We start from the raw sequence: 20189 nt of genomic DNA, 5'->3' as shown, positions 1-20189 counted from the left end.
GGTCAGCCCTTCCGAGGGAGTCACTACTGTTGAGCGCACCAGCAGGGCACCACTCGGTGCCGAATCTTCCGCGGCCTGATGTCAGAGCGCTGCGTACAGCGCCTTCTCGAAGTCGCCGTACATTTTCCACGCATCGTCGCGTGCGATGAACGGCAGTGAATTGGTGTAGATAGAGGCACAGATTCCGGTGGTGCGGTCGATGAAGAAGTGCGTGTTGAACAAGCCTGCCCATGCTCCGGTTCCTGCGCGGCGACCGCCGGGCACGTCGTGAGTGTTCAGCATCAAACCGTAGCCCCACTTGTTTCCGGGACCGGCGTACATCGTGTCTGTCGTCGCTGGGTCTGCGGTCGGGATTTCGGCGGGAAAGTCTAGTTCGCCGATCTGATTGCGGAACGCCGCATCGACCGTTTCGGGTGCCAAGATCCGGACGCCGTCGAGTTCACCGCCGCGCAGCAGTGCCCGTTCGAACCGGATGTAGTCCTGCGGTGTCGAATACAAGCCATGCCCGCCCGCGTACCAGTCGGGTTCCTGGTTGAGAATCTCACCCGCCGACGTCCACGCTCCGTCCTCACCCTTCACGTGAACGGTCACTGCATTAGCCGTTCTCTCGGAGTCCAGAACGAACATGGTGTCGTCCATACCCAGAGGTCCCGTGACACCGTCCTTGATCACGCTGTCGAGGCCCGTGCCTGCCACCGACTCCACCACTCTGCCGAGCCAATCGGTGTTGATGCCGTAGACGAACTCGGTGCCCGGATCGGTTACAAGAGGTGCCTGAAAAGCCTCCGCTTTCCCTGGAACGACGTTCGGTACGCCCGTAACTGCCTCGAACCTGACCAGTTGGTCGTTCCAGAACCAGTAGCCGAGGCCGGATGTGTGCGTCACGAGCTGCTTCACCGTTGCCTTGCTCGCCGGCTCGCGCAGGATCGGGTTGTCGCCGTCGAACCCGTCGAGAACCTTGACGTCCGCGAACTCGGGCACGTAGTCCTACACCGGTGCATCGAGGTCGAGATCGCCGCGTTCGACTTGTTGCAGCGCGACGGTGGTCGCCACCATCTTGGTCATCGACATGATCCGAAATTGCGTCCGCGTCGTCACGGGATCGGTCGACTCCCCCGCTATTCGCGTGCCTGCGGCGCCTTCGTAGAACACCCCGTCGGCATCGGCGGCAATCGCGACGACATGGGGTACCGCTTGTCGACCGACGGACTCGCTCAATACCCGGTCGATTCCGGTGCCGTCGAAGCTTCTGGTCATGTCAATGGTCCTTTCGGAAAGGCCTTGTAGCCGTTCGGTATGTCTCACATCACACTCGTCCGTGAAGAGTCTCGAGAGAACCGACAACGCGACGCAATTCGGCCTGCGTCACCCGCCGAACGGCGGGTCGCCTGAGTCGAACACGCCAATCGGCCGCACCGCCCGACGATCGTGCGTACCGTTACGGGTCGGTGTTGCGATGGGAGGTCCAGGTGCAGAACGCATCCCGAGTCGTGCGTCCACCGTTCGACGCTGAGCTGAAGGCGGGTCTGGCCGTGGTCGGCGGAATGTTCCCACCAACCATCACCCCCGACCTCATCGACTTCATGAGAACGTCCTACGCCTCGCCCCCATTAGGAGAGTTGTTGGGCGACAGAGGAATTGACGTTTTCGACGTCGCGGTACCGGGGTACCGTGGTGATCCGATCACCGTGTCGGTACTGCGCCACGACCCGCCGGATCGACCGGCCCCTGTGGTCCTCTACGCGCATTCGGGCGGACTGATGTTCGGCGACCGCTTCAGCGGGATCGACCTCGTGCTCGACTGGGTGGACCGACTCGGAGTCACACTGGTGACCGTCGACTACCGGCTGGCACCGGAGTTTCCCGACCCGTACGGCCGAGAGGACATGTACGCAGCACTCGAATGGGTCGCTCAAAACGCGACGTTGTTGAATCTCAGACCTGATCGCATCATGGTCGCCGGAGCAAGCGCCGGTGGCGGGCTTGCAGCGGGCTTGGCTTTGGCAGCGCGTGATCGAGGAGGTCCGCCTCTCTGTGGCCAGGTTTTGGACTACCCGATGCTCGACGACCGGTGCCATACCCCCTCTACCGGCCAGTTCGACGGGGTAGGCGTCTGGGACCGGATCAGCAACGTCACCGGATGGGATGCCCTGCTCGGAAGCGCTCGGGGTACCGACGACGTCAGCATCTACGCCTCACCCGCGCGTGCCATCGACCTCGGCGGCTTGCCACCTACATTTATCGACGTCGGTGCCGCAGAGATTTTTCGCGACGAGGCAATCGCCTATGCCAGTGACATATGGAAGGCCGGAGGCGACGCCGAACTTCACGTCTGGGGCGGCGCGTTCCACGCATGCGACATATTCGCCCCCCCACACCACCGTCGGGCGGAGCATGATCCAGACTCGCAACGCCTGGGTGGAGAAGATTCTTGCCGACTGACCACGAGTGGAGCACACCGTCGGCTCATACGACAGGGGTGACCTGATGCAGGAATTGTTGGGTCGCATCGCGCGACTGGACCCCACAGCGAGCTTGGGACTCCGAATCATCGCCTGCTTCGACGAACTCGTCGTCGGCAACGTCAATACACGCGCTTTGCTCGCGTCGGCCGCATCGCTGTCCGGATGCGTTGTCGGATTAGGTCGGACGGAACCGGACCGGATTGAACGGATAGCACCCGACGGTAACAATGCCCCGGGCCCGGCACCGGAACGGCGGACGGATCTGACGACGGTCGTCATCGACGATCTGTGCGTGTGGCTCGAACGCGAGGGTCCCCATCGGCCGAACGACGCCATTGTTCTCGAACGCCTGGCTCTCGCGGTCAAAATTCGACACGGTCACGGGCGTCGCGAACTCGACAACCGACGTCACTTCGGATTGCTGGTCGATCAGACGGTGAGCGAGGAACAGCGACGCCTGTCGTCCGCGGCCCTCGGCCTGTCAACCGACTGTGGGTATCGCGTAGTGACAGCTCCTTTGTTCGCTGTGTGGAAGGTGCGTCCATCGGGCCCCGAGGACGTCGTGCCAACCCAGTTCGGGCCACTCCACGCCATCATCGCTCCCGAGCGCGTCACGGCCATCGACGCGAGCCCATGCGGCACCGGCGTCGCGACTACACCTAAGGATCTGCATCATTCGTTCCGCACTTCCATTGTCGCTCTGAGACTCTGCGACGATCCTCAGGCCGGACCGGTCGACGCAGCCGACTTCGGCGGACTCGCCGATCTGCTGGCCGACACCCCCGGTACAACTCGACAACCGGACGTCGAGAAACTGGCAACAGTTCTGCACCATACGTGGGGATCGACGACGGTCCGCGCGATCGTGCAGTCAGGATCGCTCCGCGAGGCGGCGCGTGAGGCGGGTGTGCACCACAGCACGATGCAGACGAGGGTCCTGACCATAACGGAGCTTCTGGGCTTCGACCCGTTCGTCGGATTCGGTCGTACGCGGCTGGGTACGGCGTACCTGGTGTGGCGACTGAACAATTCGCGAGTACTCGAGATGCCACCGCCGTGAGGTGGCGTCAATCGAGCAGTCGAGCCGTCGCGTCCAGCTTTCGTGAAGGTCTACGATTCAGGAGATCCACTAAGCCAGAACGGCGATGGAGTCGGGCCGTTCCAGGCTGATGAAGTGTCCTGCTGCAGGAACGTTCACGAACTCAGCACTGGGCAGCAGTGCCTGGTTGGCGCGTCGATCGGAGGGGCGGGACCAGTCATCTTTGCCGTAGACGATGTGCACGTCGGCCTTCACCTCGATATAGCATGACCGAGCGGCAATCAAGCTCGGGAGATTGGCGTACACCCCGCGTGCAACTGTCGAGTAGTGCGGGCGACGCCCCACGGCGAGTAATTCTTCGAGGTACTCATCCGTGAGTGCGGACTTGTCGACCAGGCCGCCGTGCAAAATTGCCCGCATCACCGGCTTGGGCTCGACTCCGGCAAGTAGGGGGCCGACACCCGGCATCAGGACTCCGCCGAGGACGAATCGTGCAAGGAGGCTGGACCTGGCCAGTCCACCGGCGAAATCGTAGGGGTTGACTGCAATCACCTTGCGAGCCCGTCCAGGCTGGTTCGCCGCTGTTGTCAGCGCAAGAACTGCGCCCATCGATTCGCCGATGATCGTGACGTCTCGTAGATCCATCTCGGTGAGGAAGTTCTCGACCCCGCGTCGCATCTGGGGTTCGTCGTAGGACGCACCGGGGACGATATCCGAATAGCCCATCCCTGGCAGGTCCAACGCGTAGATCGTATGGTGCGGAAGAAGTAGTGGAATCAGTCGATGAAAATGTTCGGCCTGCGTTCTCACCGTGTGCAGTAACAGGATCGGCGACCCGGAACCACCCGTGATGTACCGCAGCTTGCCGACCGGTGCATCGAGAGCGGCCGGGGTGTGAAAATGGCTCATAGTACCGTCGATTTTCATGCTGAATCCTTCGCTCGAACTGCGGAAGTGGTCGGCGTCGATTGTTCTCGGGGCCTGGCAGGGAGGAACAGGAAAGCGATGGCGGCACCGATGAGAGTGACCCCTGCTGCGACGTACGCTCCCACTGAGAGACCGTCGAGGAAGGCGGTGGCCGCGGCATCGGACACCGCCTGCGCACCAGCCGAATTGCCTCCCGCCGCTAGTCGCTCACTCGCAATATCGGCTGCTCCTACGGACTCTTCCACCAGAGACCTCACGTTCTCAGGTAACTGTTGCGTCGCGGCAGAGTCGGCCATGGTGGATGCATAGAGGGAGGCATACACGCTGCCGATGACGGCCACTCCGAGGGTGCCGCCGATTTCACGTGTTGCATCGTTCATGGCCGATCCGATACCCGCTTTGTTCAGCGGTACCGCGCCCATGATGGCTTCGGTCGCGGGCGCTGACGTGAGGCCGAGCCCCAGGCCGAGCGGAATCATCTGGCCGGCGATCTCGAGGTAACTCGTCGACGTGCTCAACGTCGCGATCCACACGAAAGCTGTGGTGAACAACAACAGACCGGTCGTCACGACCAACTTGTTCCCGATTCGTACTGCCAGGAGCGTGCCGACCACCGAACCGATTGCGATGGCTGTTGCGACGGGAATGAACTTGAGGCCGGTTTCCAAAGGACCGTAGTCACGTACGAGTTGAAAGTACTGGGTGATGAGAAAGATGAAGCCGAAGAGAGCGAAGTAAGCGAACGTCACCGAGACGCTGGCGGCGGTGAACCGCATATTGGTGAATAGTGTGACGTCGATCATCGGTTCGTCGCGGCCCCGCTCCCACAACACCAGTGTGCCGAAAAGGATTGCTGCCAGCCCGAATCCGATGATCGTCGTCCAGCTGCCCCAACCGTGTTCAGGTGCCTCGATGACCGTGTAGACAAGGCTGCCGACCGCGAGCACGGACAGGGCGAGTCCGCCGAAGTCGATCCGTGGCGTTGCTGGATCCTTCGAGGTCTCGACGAGGGCGAGCGTTGCGGCGATAGAAATCGCGGCGGCAGCCGACAGGGCCAGGAATACGCTTCCCCACCAGTATGATTCGAGCAGGAGGCCACCCAGAATGGGACCGCACGCAACTCCTACGCCGGTAGTAGCGCCCCACACGCCGATTGCTTTCGCCTTTGCCGCGCGATCGGTGAAGACATTGGACAAGATCGACAGCGTCGTCGGATAGACGAATGCGGCACCGAGCCCCATGACTGCTTGCCACGACACCAGCTGCCCGGTACTGCTCGCAAACGAGGCACCCACTGCACCGCCGGCGAATACGGCCAGACCCAGAAGAAGCGCGCCCTTACGTCCGTAGCGATCACTGAGGCTGCCGAAGGCCAGCACGAAAGTAGCGAACAGCAGGTTGTACGCATCGACGATCCATTGCAGGTCCCGATTGCTGGCCTCGAGTTCGACGGCAAGCGTCGGCAACGTCACGTTGATCGCGGTGGTGGCGAGGCTGATGGACAACGTGGCCAAGCACAGAGCGGCCAGGATCAGAACGGGCGACTTCTGTGGTCGCATCTCAGGTGAGGTCACCACTTTATTATTTCCAGTTGATGCTCTGTTTTGTCAAGCGTAGAGTTTCGAGCATGAAGACTTACGGGGAGTTCTGCGCGTTGTCACGTGCGTTGGACGTGGTCGGCGATCGCTGGACTATGCTGATCATTCGCCAGCTTCTGATTACGCCGAGCAGATACAACGACATTCAGAAATCGCTGCCGGGCATAGCAACGAACCTCCTCGCGCAACGGCTGCGGACCCTGGAGGAACAAGGCGTCGTCACTTCGACCGAACGACCCGCGCCCATCTCGGCACGGGTGTACGAGCTCACCGAATGGGGTCACGGCTTGCAGACTGCACTGGTGGGCCTCGCGCGCTGGGGCGCGCCGTTGCTCGCCTCAGGCATCGACGGCGACCACAGTCAGGGTCGATGGTTGGTGTTCGCGATCATGGCTCTGTATCCCGATCGAACCGAAAAAGATCTTGCCGGGCTCCCCAGCCTGACTGCAGCGATTGTCGCCGACGGAGATGTCCTGTTGCTCTCGTCCGGAACGGATGGTGTTACAACAACGTTGGCGAACACGACCGATACAGCAGAGGTGACAATCGAGGGAACCGCCGATGAAGTCCTGCGCACCCTCTCCGGCGAGTTGACCGACAAGCCGAAGGCATCGATCGACGGGAGTGAAGGTGCGTTGCAACGACTCTCGCAAGTAGTCCGCCACGCCAACACGTACGGCCTCGACCTCGAATCCCTGAAAGGACACAGCATGGCGTCAAACTCAGGGTAAGGCACGTTCACCGCTGGAGCCAACGGGCTGTCGGGCTGCCTACTGAGCGGTATATCCAGCATCGACGGGAAGGGCCACTCCGGTGACGTAACTGGATGCGTCACTGCTGAGCCACAAGACAGCCGCCGCGATTTCCTCGGGTCGCCCCAATCGCCCCAACGGCACTCCTGCTGCCGCAGCGTCGGGATCCAACTCCCTACCCGCGATCATTTTCTCGACCATCGGCGTGCTGATCGTGCCTGGACACACCGCATTGACTCGCACTCCATGACGTCCATATTGCAGCGCAACGCTTTTGGTGGCACCGATCACGCCGTGCTTGGTTGCGTGATAGGTGGCCCGCCCCTCTCCGCCGACCAGACCACCCAACGACGAACAGTTCACGATGACACCAGACCCCTGTGTTCGCATCTGCACCAGCTCGTGTTTCATCGTTGCCCAGACGCCACGCAAGTTGACGGAGACGATCTTGTCGAAAGCCTCTGCCGTCTCATCGGCGGAATCGATCGGAGGCAACATGATTCCGGCATTGTTGAACGCCATATCCAGGCTGCCGAATTTCTCGACGGTTGCACGGACTGCAGCCTCGACCTGATCCTCGTCGGACACGTCGCACCGCACCGCCAATGCTTCGAATCCTCGAGACGTGAGATCGTCCGAGAGTTGCCGGGCGGCGTCCCCGTCGAGGTCGACAACGGCGACACGGGCACCGGCTTCGGCGAAGGCGCGGACGGTGGCCGCGCCCATGCCTGCACTGCCACCGGTGACGAAGGCAGTCTTACCGGTAAAATCGTAGGTAACGGTCATGAGAATGTGCTCCAATCTTGCTTGTAGCGACGTCGAATCAGTTGCTCGACAGCTGAATTCTGGTGTGCTGCGCCAGAGCGGCGAGTAGGTCGGTCTGAAACTGCTCGTCGTGCACTGCTCGGTGGGGCACCGCGGTGCGCTGATGGTGCCAGTACTTACCCGAATCGAACGCCCGCGAATCGTCTGTGGTTGCGAGCCATGACTGAGTGACATGGCTCAGAGCAAGGTCGTCAGTGGCACCAGTGCCGCCCATCTTGGTCGGCACCCAACCAGGATCGACCGCGTGCGAGATCGACTCGGGGCGAAACCTGGCCACCGCAGCCATGAGCGCCGTTACGAACAGCTTGCTATCCGAGTACGAGACGGTCTTTCGAGACCCGGACCAGTCTGCGCCAGTGAGGTCTGTGTGCCCGCCGCGGTGCATGCTGCTACTGAGATAGATCAGCCGCCCCGGACCCTGGATTGCAGCAGTAAGTACGTATGGCGCAACAACATTGACTGGTAGTAACGAAGGCCCGTCTATGATTCCGGCATTGTGGACTACCGCGTCGATAGCCCCTATTCCATTGGCCTGCTCGGCAATCTGCTCCACCTCCTCAGGAAGCGCAAGGTCGCCGACAACGCTCGACGCGCCACGGGAAATCAAGTCCTCGACGGCAGTGAGACGCTGCTGCGTGCGAGCATGCACGACGACCTCGTGACCGTCGTCGAGCAACGACACGGCGGTGGCGCGGCCGATGCCGTCGGTCGACCCGGTGATCAACACTCGCGACACAGTTCCCTCCAGATGATTGTCACAACGAGACCGACCATCGCGCGGCCTATGTCATGGACGGTAGCGGGTCCAGGACGCCCGAGGGAGGCCCTGCGAGTACGTCCACCAGCTTTGCGTCCGACCCGCGCGGAAGTCGTGATGTCGCTGCGCACAGGCCGGGTGGCCACGACAACGAGAACAGGGACAGCTACCGGAGCAGTGACGATAGTCGGCTAGCCAAGTCGGCGGGCCGAGCTGGCGGAGTTATCGTGCTTCCCAGCGCAGCCAGTCTAAGGGTGTCCGGACGGTGCGAGCAGTTCGAGAACCCTCTGCTGCTCCGGTTCGAATCCACCTTTCCCTTAGCAGCCCATCCTGAAATTCTCCCGACTGCAACACTTTCGATCGAGACAAGCAATAACCGTTTTAGGAGTCCCCTATCGAGCTGCCAGACTGCCCGGAATGGTGGCATGTAAATTGGCGACTAACACCACCATTGAGCCGGAACCAGACGCAGGGTGCGGCTGCATCTCATCTACGAGATGGTGCCGTGCCAAGAAGACCTTCGGATTGTTCGTGGGTCGCGCATTTTCCAGACTCCCGTGGAGGGAGACCGAGCGAAAAACGAGCCATCATTACGATGGTCTCGCACCAACCAGGAAGTAGAAAAAGAGATAACGGACATGAGCACATCGAAGAATCGACGGATCGTCGTAGGCACAGATCCCCAGGGTCGGTCGGTGGTCCTTTCGGACGCGCGAGACATGGCCGAATCCCATCCAGGGAAGGTGGCGATCGAAGAGGTCTGGTGGCAGCCACAGATTCCATTTCGTCCAGAGCAAGGACTGGCAAGCCGCGCAGGCGAAGTGGAAATTGAACCACCTTCGAGCGGAGCAGTAGTCCGCCTACTGTCTGTTCCGCCTCTGTCCGACGGCCAGGAGTGGGTACTCGATCTTCACTTCGACGATGCCCTTCACGTGATCACGCTGACCTCCGGGGCGCTCGACATAGTCCTCGAAACTGAAGAAGTGAGCCTTGAAGTGGGTGACAGCATCGTGCTACCTGGCAGTATGCACGATCTGCGCAACCTCGGACAGGTCCCAGCAACCTTCGTCTACACATCCTTCCCACTCTCTCGCTGAGAGTTCCTGCAACTCATCAGCCCGCCCTCACCAGACTCTAAGAGCCGTCCGGCGAGGGCGGGATCGAGGCAAAGATGCACCCTGTTCGTCTTAAGCAGCGGGGCGCTGTTTTTAGTTGAACACCTCGAAGCGCGCCTGGTGCCGTTGCGTCTAACTGCTGTTTGTGTCCACAGTGGATCGATCGGACGAAGAGATCCTCCCGGTTAATCCAGTCGACTGCACAGATGTTCGTAAGTCGGTGTTCTTGGTTTCCGGCGTCATGGCTATGCCGGCTGCACCGAGGGTGAGAATCAACAACATCGCGTAGAACGCAGGGGCAACTGGACTGTCGAAAGAGCCGACGAGGGCGGTGGCGACGAGCGGTGTGGTCCCTCCGAAAATGGCCGCGGAAAGGTTGAACGAGAACCCATGACCGGTGCCGCGCACTGCAGTCGGGAATAGTTCTACGGCCGTGACAAAGTAACCGGCGGCGAAGATGGCGACTCCGATCGCAAGAAGGCACTGTCCGACGAGTGCACCCAACAGCGTTCCGGACGCGGCGAGCGAGAACGCCGGGTACGCGGTCACCGCCAACCACGACGCGCCACCGATGAGCAGTGGCTTTCGACCGATACGGTCACCCAGCGAGCCGAAGAACACTGCGATTACTGCCAAGACCAGGATGGCCGCGGCATTGGAGAACAAAGCCGGCTTTTCACCGAGACCGCCTGTCTTCACGACGAACGTAAACATGTACCCGACCAGAAGATAGGCTCCTACGGCCTGTGGAACTTGCAGAAGTATCACTCGCAGCATCGACTTTCTCGAAGCAGCTACCTCCCGGATCGTGCTCCGCGCGTCACCTTGATTGGCAACTGCGGCAGTATATTCCTCCGGATCGTCGAGCGTTCGGCGTATCCAGAACCCTGCCACTGCGATGAGCCCACCGAAAATGAACGGCACTCTCCAGCCCCAATCCAAATAGGCCTCGCTGCCCAGGGCTGCTTGGACGCCAAGGACGAACACTGCGGCGAGCGAAGTCGGGACGTAGATGAAGCACACGGCGAAACCGATCCAACGTCCGCGTTTGCCGTCCGGTGCGGATTCCACGATGAAACTGTAGCCGCCTGACGATTCGCCTCCCATCGAAAGTCCTTGCAGGAGCCTGCACAGAACGAGGAGCACGGGCGCAGCGATGCCGATTGTCTCGTACGTGGGAAGCAACCCCGTGACGACCGTTCCTCCGCCCATCAGCAGAATCGTCAACGACAATATTTTGAGGCGGCCGACCCTGTCCGCCATGAAGCCGAACAAAACGCCGCCGACGGGTCGCGCGAAGAAGGCCAATGCATAGATTGCAAAGGTTCCGAGCAAGGCGGCGGTAGGATTCTCCCGCGAGAAGAAGTGCAGCGCGAGCGCCGGTGCGGCAAGAGCATAGATCGAGTAGTCGAAGACCTCGCAGACATTGCCGATGCATCCTCCGATGAGGCGGCGACGTGGATTTACTGTGTTCATTATCGGCCCTCTTGCGGGATAGCGGATTCGGCACCGACTCGTTCGACATCTGAATCCAGCGGGTCGAACACGAACACACCCTTCCCGGCGTTCTGCTTGTCGAATTCTTCGTAGGCTTGGGCGGCCTCACTCAGATGCCAGCGGTGACTGAACAATTCGTCAATCGGCACTTTCTCGCGCGCAATGAATTCGGCGCACTGTCGCTGTTGAACGATGGACATCGTCCACGACGTCATGACTGTAACCTGTGTTCGATAGAAATCGGTCACCCGGAATCGTGCCTCACCCGCACCCAAACCGATCAGACAAATCTTTCCCCACGGACGCAGAGAATTCAATCCAGCGGAGATTGCAGAGGAGTTTCCGGAGGTTTCCAGTACGAGCGGCGCTCCCGCACCGTCGGTCAAGTTCCGAATCATGTCCGACGCACTGCTCGTTGTCGGATCGACGGTGGCCACGGCGCCGAACCGCTCGGCATGAACCCGGCGGGCCGGTTCTGGGTCGACGGCGATGACACGAGCACCCCTCGCTGTCGCAAGCATCGTCGCTGACAACCCCACTGGACCTTGTCCGAAGACCACCAAGGTCGATCCCCCAACGTCGCCGAGGCGCTCCAGGCCGCCCCATGCCGTGCCGGTGCCACATCCGATGGCCGCCCCCGCCTCGAAGCTCAATGAGTCGTCGAGAGGCACCAAGGTCGCTGCCGGAACTACGATGTATGGAGCGTGCCCACCGTGCTCCTGAGTTCCGAACGCCCTGAACGGAGCTTGCGTGCACATCTGCGGCCACCCGGATCTGCAGCTGTCGCACGTCGTGCACCCGATGTAGTGGTGCACCATGACGCGGTCGCCCGGCGCAGCAAGCCGGTCTTCTACTCCGGTCCCGACACTGTGGACGACACCGGCAGGCTCATGGCCCGCAATCGCTTGTCCGTCCGTGTCGTCCCCGTCTGGCGAGGCGCGGTATACGTGAAGATCGCTTCCGCACATTCCGGACGCTCGTACGGCGACGACTACTTCGCCCGGTCCGGGCTCCGGAACGGGAAAGTCGCGAATTTCCACCCTGCGGTTGCCTGTAAAAATGACGCCTCTCATGGCTTTCTTCCTTCTGTCGTTTCGGCAGCACAGGCATTCGGCGACTCGGATTGCGTTCCGGCGCAGATGCTTTCGATCCCTACTGGTCTGCGTCGAGTCGACGGCAACCGTAGCTCCGATATCGAAAGTGTGCTCTACGACACTAAGACGGTTCAGGTGAATAAGTCAACGATTGACTAAAAGATTCTCTAACTTCGAGCGGGAATCGACGTCGATTTGCCGCAGGCTATATCCGTTATTCAATTTCTCGTCGTATGCGAATCCGGGGACGGTTCGAGATGGAAGCCAACGACTGGAGAACGAATCGCCGGCACGCTCTGGCAGGTCACCACAGACTGTGGCGTTCGGATTCGTGTCGGCCTCGTTTCGTCCGCCGGCAGATGTAGCGGACAATACGAGTCCATGACAGGCTCTCCCGCTCTCTCCTCCGATGTCGGCCGACACAACATGTCTCTGGTGATGGCCGCCGCCGCCGAGAACGCACCGTGTGCGCGTATGGAATTGCGTGAGCGGACCGGCTTGGTCAGCGGGACTGTAACCACCATGGTGGAGGACTTGATTGCGCGGGGATTGCTGGTCGAGTCCGGCAACGTCCAAGGACGACGAGGGCGACCGCGAAGGCTGTTGACGCTCGCACCGGATCGTGTGCGCACGGTTGCAGTGCAGCTCTTTCCCGAATCAGTGTCCGGCGAGGTCCGCGACATGGCGGGTCAAGTTCTGTGGTCCGGACGCAGAGCCCATACCATCGAGCCAGGCGATGCAACTGGTTTCGTTACCGCGCTTGCGGACATGTTCGATTCCGCGATCGAACGTGCGAACCATGCCACCAACGCGTGGATCGCGAACCCCGTTGCTGTTCTGCCGGCGATCGTTGCACACGACTCGAACATCGTGGCCGCCCTTCCATTGGGCCTACGCGCACTCGACATTCGATCACCTCTCGAAAAGGCGCTTGCGCAACCTCGGACCGTCGAAGTCATCAACGAGGGGCGGCTGAGCGCACTGGCCGAATACACCGCGAGCCAGAGTGATGCGCGGCCTCATGCGATGGCGTACGTCAGCGCACAGCGCGAGGGCGTAGGCGGTGCCTTGGTCATCGAAGGCGACATTTTCGGTGGGTCGCATGGACTAGCAGGACTCGTCGGACATGTGGGCGTCGATATGGCAGGCCCGCAGTGCAGTTGCGGGGCAAGAGGATGCCTCGGGTTGTATCTCAGCCTGAACGCGCTTCTGGAACACGCAGGCCTCGACAGTTCGCGATCTGTCACCGACCTGATCGAACTACTGAAAGCCGACAATGCCGATGCGCATGCGGCATTGGACCGTGGAGGCAAGGCGCTCGCATCTGCCGTCGGAACAATGAGCAACTACACCGATGTCGACGTCATAGTACTCGGCGGCGTACTCCCCGCCTTGCTCCCATGGCTGGAGCCGTACGTCAACGACCTCATCCGCTCACGATCCGAAAGGGTGCCACACTTCAACCCCCAAATCACCTTGGCCACATACGGACTGGAGTCTCCACTGATCGGTGCCTGGCATCACGCGCGCAGAACCGTGCTGGACAACCCAACCGTCGTTCCATACTTGTCGTGAGGCCGGTGGCCACAAATCAGAAGTAAAGCAAGCACGCCTGCCGAAGGTCGACCCGTCCGTCGCGGCAGCCCAACCGCGACACATGAGTCGGGGCACACTTTCCCAACTCGTTCTCGGGCTCCTGTGACGGAATCCGACGATTCCTCTGTGAGGTCGCGGGAGGTCGAGCAAAACGGGACCCCACATTTTCTGGTCCTCGCCGGGAGCTGAACACCCGCCGGTGGCCGGGGTGCCCTGTCAGGGTATTCCACCCAGCATGCCGATCGTCCTACGGTGGAAAGCGAAGCCGGCATCAGCGAGCGGGTTTGTCGTCGCGGGCGCGTTCGCGAACACGAAATGGCAAGTCGGCAGGCTCAACCGTCCGCAGAGCCTCACCAAACGAGGCGATGCGACGGATCACCCCTTGACGAGACCTTCGGAGGATCTATGCGTACCGTCCGGTTCGGATCGACGGATATTCAGGTGTCCAACATCGTGGCTGGCATGATGCGGATTGCTGGTAGTACCGATCAGGAGATCCGGCAGCTGTACGGGACAGCTCGCGAGGCAGGGATCGACTTCTTCGACCACGCTGACCTCTATGGGTTCAACCACCCCGGCGGTGGTCCACACCTGTGCGAGCGCCGGTTCGCCGAGGCTTTACAGCTGAGCCCGTCGGAGCGGGAGCAGATCACTGTGCAAACCAAGACAAGCATCGTCGCCGACCCGTGGGGTTACGACCAGTCTTACGAGCACATCGTGACCTCGGCGGAGAAATCCCTGAAGGCATTGCGCACCGACTACCTCGACGTGTTGCTGTTGCACCGTCCCGACGCACTGGTTGAGCCAGAAGAGGTTGCCCGTGCGTTCGATCACCTGGAATCCACCGGGAAGGTTCGCGCGTTCGGGGTCTCCAACCACACACCACGGCAAATCGACCTGCTCGAGACTGCGGTCACGCAGCCACTCGTCGCAAACCAGGTGCAGCTGTCTTTGACGCACTCCACCATCATTGCTCAGGGACTGTCTGCGAATATGGCCGGACAACCGGACTCTGTGACCCGCGACGGCGGCGGTATCGTCGACTACTGCAGGATCAAGAAGATCACCCTTCAGGCGTGGTCACCCTTTCAAAAGGGCTTTCAAGATGGCGTGTTCTTCGGCTCCGAGGACTACCTCGAGTTGAACGCCGAACTCGACCGGCTCGCTGAGAAGTACGGTGTCACCCCGATTGCGATCGCGACCGCCTGGATCACCCGACATCCCGCCGGGATCCAGGTCGTCCTTGGAACGACCACGCCGCGACGGGTGTCCGACGCTGCGGCGGGGTCGAACATCGCGCTGACTCGCGGAGAGTGGTACGGACTGATTCAGGCTGCCGGCCACAACGTGCCCTGACCACCCCGCGCAAAGCTCGAGGCCGAGCAGCCACCGCAATCTGGGGTCATCTCACTGAAATGCAGCGGGTCGGCCGGTCTACCCCGAAACACGAAAGGTCGATCATGCCAGTAACTTTCGACTTCACCAACAAGAATGTCTTCATCACCGGGGCCGGCAGCGGCATCGGCCGAGCCACAGCGGAAGCCTTTGCGGCCGCGGGTGCCGACGTCGCCGTCAGCGACACTACAGAAAAGCCACTACAGGAGACCGCTGAGCTCGTCGAAGCGCACGGCCGGCGCGTGCACATCGCCATCTGCGATGTCACCGACAGCAAGAGTGTCGAGGACGCGGTGAAGTCCGCTGTCGAAGCTCTGGGTCCAATCGACATCGGGGTGAACAATGCCGGCATCGAGCAGCCACCCAAACCCCTCGCCGAGATCAGCGATGAGGAATGGGACCGTCTCATCGCGGTCGACCTGCGTGGGGTGTTCGTCTCCATGAAGCACGAGATTCTCGCCATGACAGGCCGCGGCGGCTCGATCGTCAACATCTCCTCAGGTGCCGGAGTCATCGGCATCAAAGGCCAGTCCGCCTACGCAGCTGCGAAGCACGGCATCCTCGGTATGACGAAGTCGGCGGCCCTCGACTACGCCGCCCAGAACATCCAGATCAACGCGATCTGCCCCGGAATCATCGAGACTCCGATGATGGGCCGGTTCTCCGGTGACACACCGGAGGGGCGGGCGCGGGTCATCGCCCAAGAGCCGATCGGGCGCATGGGTACCCCCGAAGAGATCGCCTCAGCCGTCCTGTGGTTGTGCTCAGATCTCGGAGGTTTCACAATCGGCCATTCCCTGGTCGTGGACGGTGGCCAGACCATCGGCATCAGCTAGCACCAGAATCCGCCGGACGGCGCAAGTGTGACCTGGTTCGCGGTGTGGCGTGCCGATCACGCACCGAACCCGCAAAATCGTAGGAAGTGAACCCATTAAGAACGTCGTCATCATCGGAGCGAACGGCCGTTCTGCACGAGAGATCATCTCTCGCCTGGCCCAGCAGGAAGACGTTGCCCTCACGCTGTTCCTGCGCCGTCATCATCGACTCGACGGCGTCGCGACGGAGACCATGACGCTGGTCGAAGGTGACGCACACGACCGGGACTCGCTCCGTGCAGCGCTGACGGACCAGGACATCGTGATCGTCGCCCTCGGAGGCGAAGACCTGGACATCACCACGGCCGCAGTGGTGGACGCTGCGGAGGAGGTCGGCGTTCGCCGAATTGTCACAATCAATGCCGGAGGCATCTACGACGAGCTGCCGGAGCCCTTCAACACCTGGGACTACCAACGCGCCGGGGCCACCCGACCCAGGAACCGGCAGTCCGCAGATATCGTCGAGCAGTCATCGCTGGAATACACCATCCTGCGGCCGGTCTGGCTTACGGACGAGGCGGTGACAGATGTTGAACTCACACGGAAAGGCGAGACCTACAAAGGCACCGAGACCTCGCGCGCGAGCCTCGGAAAGTTCATCGCGGACATCGTCGCTGACCCCAACTCCTACATCGGTGAGAATTTGGGGATAACGCAGCCGGACACGGACGGGGACACACCGACGGCGTACCGCTGACCTCGATTGCTGGGCTCCGATCGTCCCAGCGAAGAGGACAGAACGGTGGTCGTTGCGTTCAGGTTCATCGCGCGGATTTCGGTTCGAAAACCCTGAGCAGTCGAGTCACTTCCTTCCCAGACGGCCGCACGGGTGCCCTGATGTTGGGTGTATCAGGAGGGCGTCCCATACGTCCCAATTGTCACCTAGTGTCGATCCAGGCCCTGTCGAGATCGACACATGGGTCGCCGACATCGCACTTACGAGCGGGTTCAGCACGAACGGGAGCAACACAATGCCGCACGACAGATTGTTCGGCGCATCAGGTCGGGCAGCCGCCCCAAGCGCGATGAGAAGAAAAGCTGGACACTCCATTCTGGCTGCAGACAGCGAACCATTGGGCACCGCGCAATCGAGATTCAGGACGCTCTCGATCGGTGCAGGAACGGGCACCCGATGAGAACTACGCATCCCGTTGCCCTCTGCGCCGCGGCGTCCGTCATCGCCGTCACTCTGTCGTCGTGCGCATCGCAGGCCATCGACAGCGAGACGGTGCCTCCAAGGTCCACTGCGTCGATCGAGGTACCCGTGTCGTCGAGCTCCGGTGGGGCCTCGGTCGTGACCGATGGCTTGGATGCACCATGGGCGATTGCCATTTTCGAGACCAGCATGCTGGTCAGCGAACGCGACACCGGACAGATCATCGAACTCGGCGCTGACGGCAACCGAACCACTGTGGGGACAGTGGATGTGGCCCCCGCGGGCGAAGCCGGGCTTCTGGGGCTCGCGGTCCGCGAGGGTGACCTCTACACCTATTCGACCGCCGCAGATGGAAATCGCATCGATCGATTCGACGTCCTCGGCGCACCAGGCTCTCTCACCTTGGGTGAACGAACCGCTGTGCTCGACGGCATCCCGGCGGCCAGCTATCACGACGGTGGCCGGTTGGCTTTCGGGCCGGACGGCATGTTGTACGCCACAACTGGGGACGCCGGACAACGCGACCGGGCCCAAGACCTCTCCTCGCTCGCTGGCAAGATCCTGAGAATCACCCCCGAAGGGGCTGTGCCACCGGACAATCCGTTCCCGGACTCATTCGTGTACAGCTATGGTCACCGCAACCCCCAAGGCATTGCATGGGACGCAGATGGCGCGATGTACTCGAGCGAGTTCGGTGCCAACACGTGGGACGAACTGAACCTCATCGAGCCCGGAAGCAACTATGGCTGGCCACTGATCGAAGGCATCGGGAATACCGACGGCTTTGTCGACCCGATCCACCAGTGGGCCACGAGTGAGGCCAGCCCGAGTGGCATCGCTGTCGATGGTTCCACCGTGTTCATTGCGAGTCTCAGAGGCGAGCGCCTGACCGAAGTCAACCTCGACGACCCCGACTTGTCCGTCGATCGACTTGTCGGTACATACGGACGCCTGAGAGACGTCACCGTCGCCCCCGACGGGTCCCTGTTGATACTGACCAACAACACAGACGGGCGCGGTAACCCCGAGATCGGTGACGACAGGTTGCTCCGGTGGCGCATCCAATGATGTGAAGGTGCGCACCGGTGCGTGAGCATCGGACTGGCCGGGTGTCGAGAAGTGCCTTGATCCGCAAACTTCGACAAAGGACTCAACATGGACAACGACAATCCCCGCGGTCCACTGCCCGGGCCCGACCCACCAATGCCCACTGTTGTGCTTTTCGTCGCTCTGATAGTTCTACTAGGAGTGCTGACCTATCTGGACGCGCGCGGTACGTGAAACGACCGTTCAGCTCGATATTCCGGACTACGGCATTGACTCGGGGCTCATCAGAGGTCCGTGAATGCAATCGATGTCACTGAACGCGTGCATCGAGATTTATGTCACTCAGGTGCTGGTCGCTGCACGCAGCCGCATAGGCATGTCGGTGAATTCTACCTCCGCCGGAAACCGAGAGACCAACGAGATTGCAACTCACTTTCGGTCAAAACCATTCAGTACGAATAACTTTGACTCTCGCGTTCGCGAATTCTCCCGGCGTGCCCGAACTTCGGATACATCTGAGACAAACTGCGCCGTGCGCCTTCTCCTCGTTCGACGCAGGTGGGGTTCCCTGTCCGTGCCTTCCAAGGCTACGTCGTAGCAAATACTGTCGAAGACGGAGCAGTTCAGGACGAATCCCGGTTCAGTTGGCAAGTCGGTATTGCCATATAGGGCCGAAATCGATCTCGCCGGCGCCTGTTCCCAACTAGTCATCAATACGACCCCACCCGAGAGAATTCAGCTGTGTCTACTTCCACCATTGAACGAAAGTCCTTGCCCTTCCTCGTCTACATCCTCGCAATGGGTACGTTTCTCATGGGCACGTCGGAATTCGTCGTTGCCGGAATCCTGCCCGATATCGCCTCGGATCTCACCATCGGCATCTCGGAGGCCGGACTGTTGGTCACTGCGTTCGCAATCGGCATGATCGCCACCCCGTTGATCGCAGTGGCGGCACTCGAGATTCCCGAACGGACGACTCTTCTCCTCGCACTCGCCGTCTACTCCGCCGGACACATCGTCGTTGTACTCACCGATGACCTCTCGCTCGTCCTCGTGGCCCGGTTCGTGACCGCGCTCGCAACGGGTGCGTTCTGGTCTATCGCAGCATCTGTCGCGTCCCGCGTTGCGGGACCGGACGCCAGCGCGCGCGCCATCGGCCTGGTCCTCAGTGGCGGCATTCTCGCGACGGTAATCGGGGTGCCCCTCGGCTCTGTTGTCGGCCAGCTCGTAGGCTGGCGCGGTCCGTTCTGGATCCTCGCGGTACTTGCCGTGCTCGCATCGGTGCCCATTGCCCGCTTCGTTCCTGGTGGTCGTCCGTCATCTACGGTCATCCCTCTGCGCTCACAACTCGCATCGATCGCCACTGGACGCTTCTGGGTGGTCATGGCAGCGTGCGTTCTCATCTCGACCGCCGTCATGTCCACCTACTCGTTCATCGCACCCCTACTCACGGAACGCTCCGGCTTGTCCGAGGACCTTCTACCCGTCGGTCTCGCGATCTTCGGTGTCGGTGCCGTCACCGGCACTCTCAACAGCGGCCGCTTCGCAGACCGGGCACCTTACGCCACCGCTTTGACCGGTGGCATCATCGTCGTGACAGCACTCGGCTTGCTGAGTATCTTCTCGTCGTTCGCGGCGCCATCGATCGCCCTTCTCGCAGTTGCAGGAATGGCCGGCCTCGGCACGAACCCCGTGCTCATGTCGATTGCCGTCCGATTTGCAGAGGGAGCGCCGACTCTGGCCACCTCACTGTGCACGTCGATGTTCAACCTCGGCACCGCCGTCGGCACCTGGGTGACATCTCAGGCGATCAGTGGATACGGACCTGCCGCGATCCCCGTCGCGGGTGCGCTGTTCGCGGTATTGCTCCTGCTTCCTCTGGCCACGCTCGTAGTCATGGACAGGGCACGTCGGAGCGACGTTGGCGCGTCGGCACCCAAGCAGTCTGTCGCCGACCACGACGTGGCGGTGTGCTGACCGATCCGGTCATGAACGCATCGCGGTGCGGCGGTAGTTCGGACCCGTAAGCACACCGGCGACGATCCAGGGGA

General features: G+C 61.3%; 16 protein-coding genes and 1 pseudogene. 10 read left to right on the top strand and 7 right to left on the bottom strand.

All coding sequences use genetic code 11. From position 1 onward, the window contains the following. Nucleotides 1-81: 81 nt before the first annotated feature. Nucleotides 82-1257 (bottom strand): annotated as a pseudogene (locus tag BH95_RS20270) (serine hydrolase domain-containing protein). Nucleotides 1258-1469: 212 nt separating this feature from the next. Between BH95_RS20270 and BH95_RS20265 the strand changes: the two are divergent. Both BH95_RS20265 and BH95_RS20260 read left to right on the top strand, forming a co-directional pair. After that, nucleotides 1470-2483 (top strand): alpha/beta hydrolase, encoded by a 1014-nt coding sequence (locus BH95_RS20265; RefSeq protein ID WP_244165065.1) that lies wholly within the window; start codon nucleotides 1470-1472, stop codon nucleotides 2481-2483. 4 nt (nucleotides 2484-2487) lie between these two features. Further along, on the top strand, nucleotides 2488-3525 hold the full coding sequence (locus tag BH95_RS20260) for a helix-turn-helix domain-containing protein (RefSeq protein ID WP_037185327.1): 1038 nt from the start codon (nucleotides 2488-2490) through the stop codon (nucleotides 3523-3525). Between the two features lie 69 nt (nucleotides 3526-3594). Here BH95_RS20260 and BH95_RS20255 read toward each other — a convergent pair whose 3' ends face one another. Both BH95_RS20255 and BH95_RS20250 read right to left on the bottom strand, forming a co-directional pair. Further along, the gene (locus tag BH95_RS20255) at nucleotides 3595-4431 is read right to left on the bottom strand and encodes an alpha/beta fold hydrolase (RefSeq protein WP_037183774.1); all 837 of its coding nucleotides are present in this window, start codon (nucleotides 4429-4431) and stop codon (nucleotides 3595-3597) included. After that, the gene (locus tag BH95_RS20250; RefSeq protein ID WP_244165064.1) at nucleotides 4428-6005 is read right to left on the bottom strand and encodes an MFS transporter; all 1578 of its coding nucleotides are present in this window, start codon (nucleotides 6003-6005) and stop codon (nucleotides 4428-4430) included. Before BH95_RS20250 ends, BH95_RS20255 begins: the two co-directional genes overlap by 4 nt. 53 nt (nucleotides 6006-6058) lie before the next feature. Here BH95_RS20250 and BH95_RS20245 point away from each other — a divergent pair, with 53 nt between their 5' ends. Beyond that, on the top strand, nucleotides 6059-6760 hold the full coding sequence (locus BH95_RS20245) for a winged helix-turn-helix transcriptional regulator (protein ID WP_080738059.1): 702 nt from the start codon (nucleotides 6059-6061) through the stop codon (nucleotides 6758-6760). Between the two features lie 39 nt (nucleotides 6761-6799). Here the strand turns inward: BH95_RS20245 and BH95_RS20240 are convergent, their stop codons facing one another. Together BH95_RS20240 and BH95_RS20235 are read right to left on the bottom strand one after the other, a co-directional pair. Then, nucleotides 6800-7567: an SDR family NAD(P)-dependent oxidoreductase gene (locus BH95_RS20240; RefSeq protein ID WP_037183773.1), complete on the bottom strand. Its 768-nt coding sequence runs from the start codon at nucleotides 7565-7567 to the stop codon at nucleotides 6800-6802. Nucleotides 7568-7604: 37 nt separating this feature from the next. Further along, on the bottom strand, nucleotides 7605-8342 hold the full coding sequence (locus BH95_RS20235; protein WP_037183772.1) for an SDR family NAD(P)-dependent oxidoreductase: 738 nt from the start codon (nucleotides 8340-8342) through the stop codon (nucleotides 7605-7607). Between the two features lie 659 nt (nucleotides 8343-9001). Between BH95_RS20235 and BH95_RS20230 the strand changes: the two genes are divergently transcribed. Beyond that, nucleotides 9002-9460: a cupin domain-containing protein gene (locus BH95_RS20230; RefSeq protein WP_037183770.1), complete on the top strand. Its 459-nt coding sequence runs from the start codon at nucleotides 9002-9004 to the stop codon at nucleotides 9458-9460. 150 nt (nucleotides 9461-9610) lie between these two features. On the opposite strand, the gene BH95_RS20225 is transcribed toward BH95_RS20230, so the two are convergent. Further along, a complete protein-coding gene (locus BH95_RS20225) occupies nucleotides 9611-10954 on the bottom strand; it encodes an MFS transporter (RefSeq protein ID WP_037183769.1) in 1344 nt (447 codons plus the stop codon). Further along, nucleotides 10954-12048: a zinc-dependent alcohol dehydrogenase family protein gene (locus tag BH95_RS20220; RefSeq protein WP_080738058.1), complete on the bottom strand. Its 1095-nt coding sequence runs from the start codon at nucleotides 12046-12048 to the stop codon at nucleotides 10954-10956. The genes BH95_RS20225 and BH95_RS20220 overlap by 1 nt, the downstream gene beginning before the upstream one ends. A gap of 402 nt (nucleotides 12049-12450) precedes the next feature. Here BH95_RS20220 and BH95_RS20215 point away from each other — a divergent pair, with 402 nt between their 5' ends. From BH95_RS20215 to BH95_RS20190, 6 genes are all read left to right on the top strand, one after another. After that, a complete protein-coding gene (locus tag BH95_RS20215) occupies nucleotides 12451-13644 on the top strand; it encodes an ROK family protein (RefSeq protein WP_080738057.1) in 1194 nt (397 codons plus the stop codon). Between the two features lie 426 nt (nucleotides 13645-14070). Next, complete coding sequence (locus tag BH95_RS20210) at nucleotides 14071-15021, top strand: aldo/keto reductase (protein ID WP_037183766.1); 951 nt, start codon at nucleotides 14071-14073, stop codon at nucleotides 15019-15021. Nucleotides 15022-15125: 104 nt separating this feature from the next. Beyond that, on the top strand, nucleotides 15126-15896 hold the full coding sequence (locus tag BH95_RS20205; RefSeq protein WP_037183763.1) for an SDR family NAD(P)-dependent oxidoreductase: 771 nt from the start codon (nucleotides 15126-15128) through the stop codon (nucleotides 15894-15896). Nucleotides 15897-15945: 49 nt separating this feature from the next. Then, nucleotides 15946-16632, top strand: coding sequence for an NAD(P)H-binding protein (locus BH95_RS20200; protein ID WP_208601189.1), 687 nt, complete (start codon nucleotides 15946-15948; stop codon nucleotides 16630-16632). A 435-nt stretch (nucleotides 16633-17067) separates the two neighbouring features. Next, the gene (locus BH95_RS20195) at nucleotides 17068-18159 is read left to right on the top strand and encodes a PQQ-dependent sugar dehydrogenase (RefSeq protein ID WP_080738056.1); all 1092 of its coding nucleotides are present in this window, start codon (nucleotides 17068-17070) and stop codon (nucleotides 18157-18159) included. A gap of 720 nt (nucleotides 18160-18879) precedes the next feature. Next, nucleotides 18880-20115 carry an MFS transporter gene (locus BH95_RS20190; protein WP_244165063.1) on the top strand — a complete coding sequence of 412 codons (1236 nt, stop codon included), beginning with the start codon at nucleotides 18880-18882 and terminating at the stop codon, nucleotides 20113-20115. Nucleotides 20116-20189 lie beyond the last annotated feature (74 nt).

Source organism: Rhodococcoides fascians A44A (assembly GCF_000760735.1).
GTDB classification, from domain to species: domain Bacteria; phylum Actinomycetota; class Actinomycetes; order Mycobacteriales; family Mycobacteriaceae; genus Rhodococcoides; species Rhodococcoides fascians_E.
This window is presented reverse-complemented; position numbering and strand designations above follow the sequence as displayed.

Excerpts from the sequence above, each read along its gene's own strand:
- BH95_RS20260 (WP_037185327.1), top strand. The coding sequence starts at position 2,488 with ATGCAGGAATTGTTGGGTCGCATCGCGCGACTGGACCCCACAGCGAGC.
- BH95_RS20255 (WP_037183774.1), bottom strand. The coding sequence starts at position 4,431 with ATGAAAATCGACGGTACTATGAGCCATTTTCACACCCCGGCCGCTCTC.
- BH95_RS20245 (WP_080738059.1), top strand. The coding sequence starts at position 6,059 with ATGAAGACTTACGGGGAGTTCTGCGCGTTGTCACGTGCGTTGGACGTG.
- BH95_RS20240 (WP_037183773.1), bottom strand. The coding sequence starts at position 7,567 with ATGACCGTTACCTACGATTTTACCGGTAAGACTGCCTTCGTCACCGGT.
- BH95_RS20230 (WP_037183770.1), top strand. The coding sequence starts at position 9,002 with ATGAGCACATCGAAGAATCGACGGATCGTCGTAGGCACAGATCCCCAG.
- BH95_RS20225 (WP_037183769.1), bottom strand. The coding sequence starts at position 10,954 with ATGAACACAGTAAATCCACGTCGCCGCCTCATCGGAGGATGCATCGGC.
- BH95_RS20220 (WP_080738058.1), bottom strand. The coding sequence starts at position 12,048 with ATGAGAGGCGTCATTTTTACAGGCAACCGCAGGGTGGAAATTCGCGAC.
- BH95_RS20215 (WP_080738057.1), top strand. The coding sequence starts at position 12,451 with ATGACAGGCTCTCCCGCTCTCTCCTCCGATGTCGGCCGACACAACATG.
- BH95_RS20210 (WP_037183766.1), top strand. The coding sequence starts at position 14,071 with ATGCGTACCGTCCGGTTCGGATCGACGGATATTCAGGTGTCCAACATC.
- BH95_RS20205 (WP_037183763.1), top strand. The coding sequence starts at position 15,126 with ATGCCAGTAACTTTCGACTTCACCAACAAGAATGTCTTCATCACCGGG.
- BH95_RS20195 (WP_080738056.1), top strand. The coding sequence starts at position 17,068 with ATGAGAACTACGCATCCCGTTGCCCTCTGCGCCGCGGCGTCCGTCATC.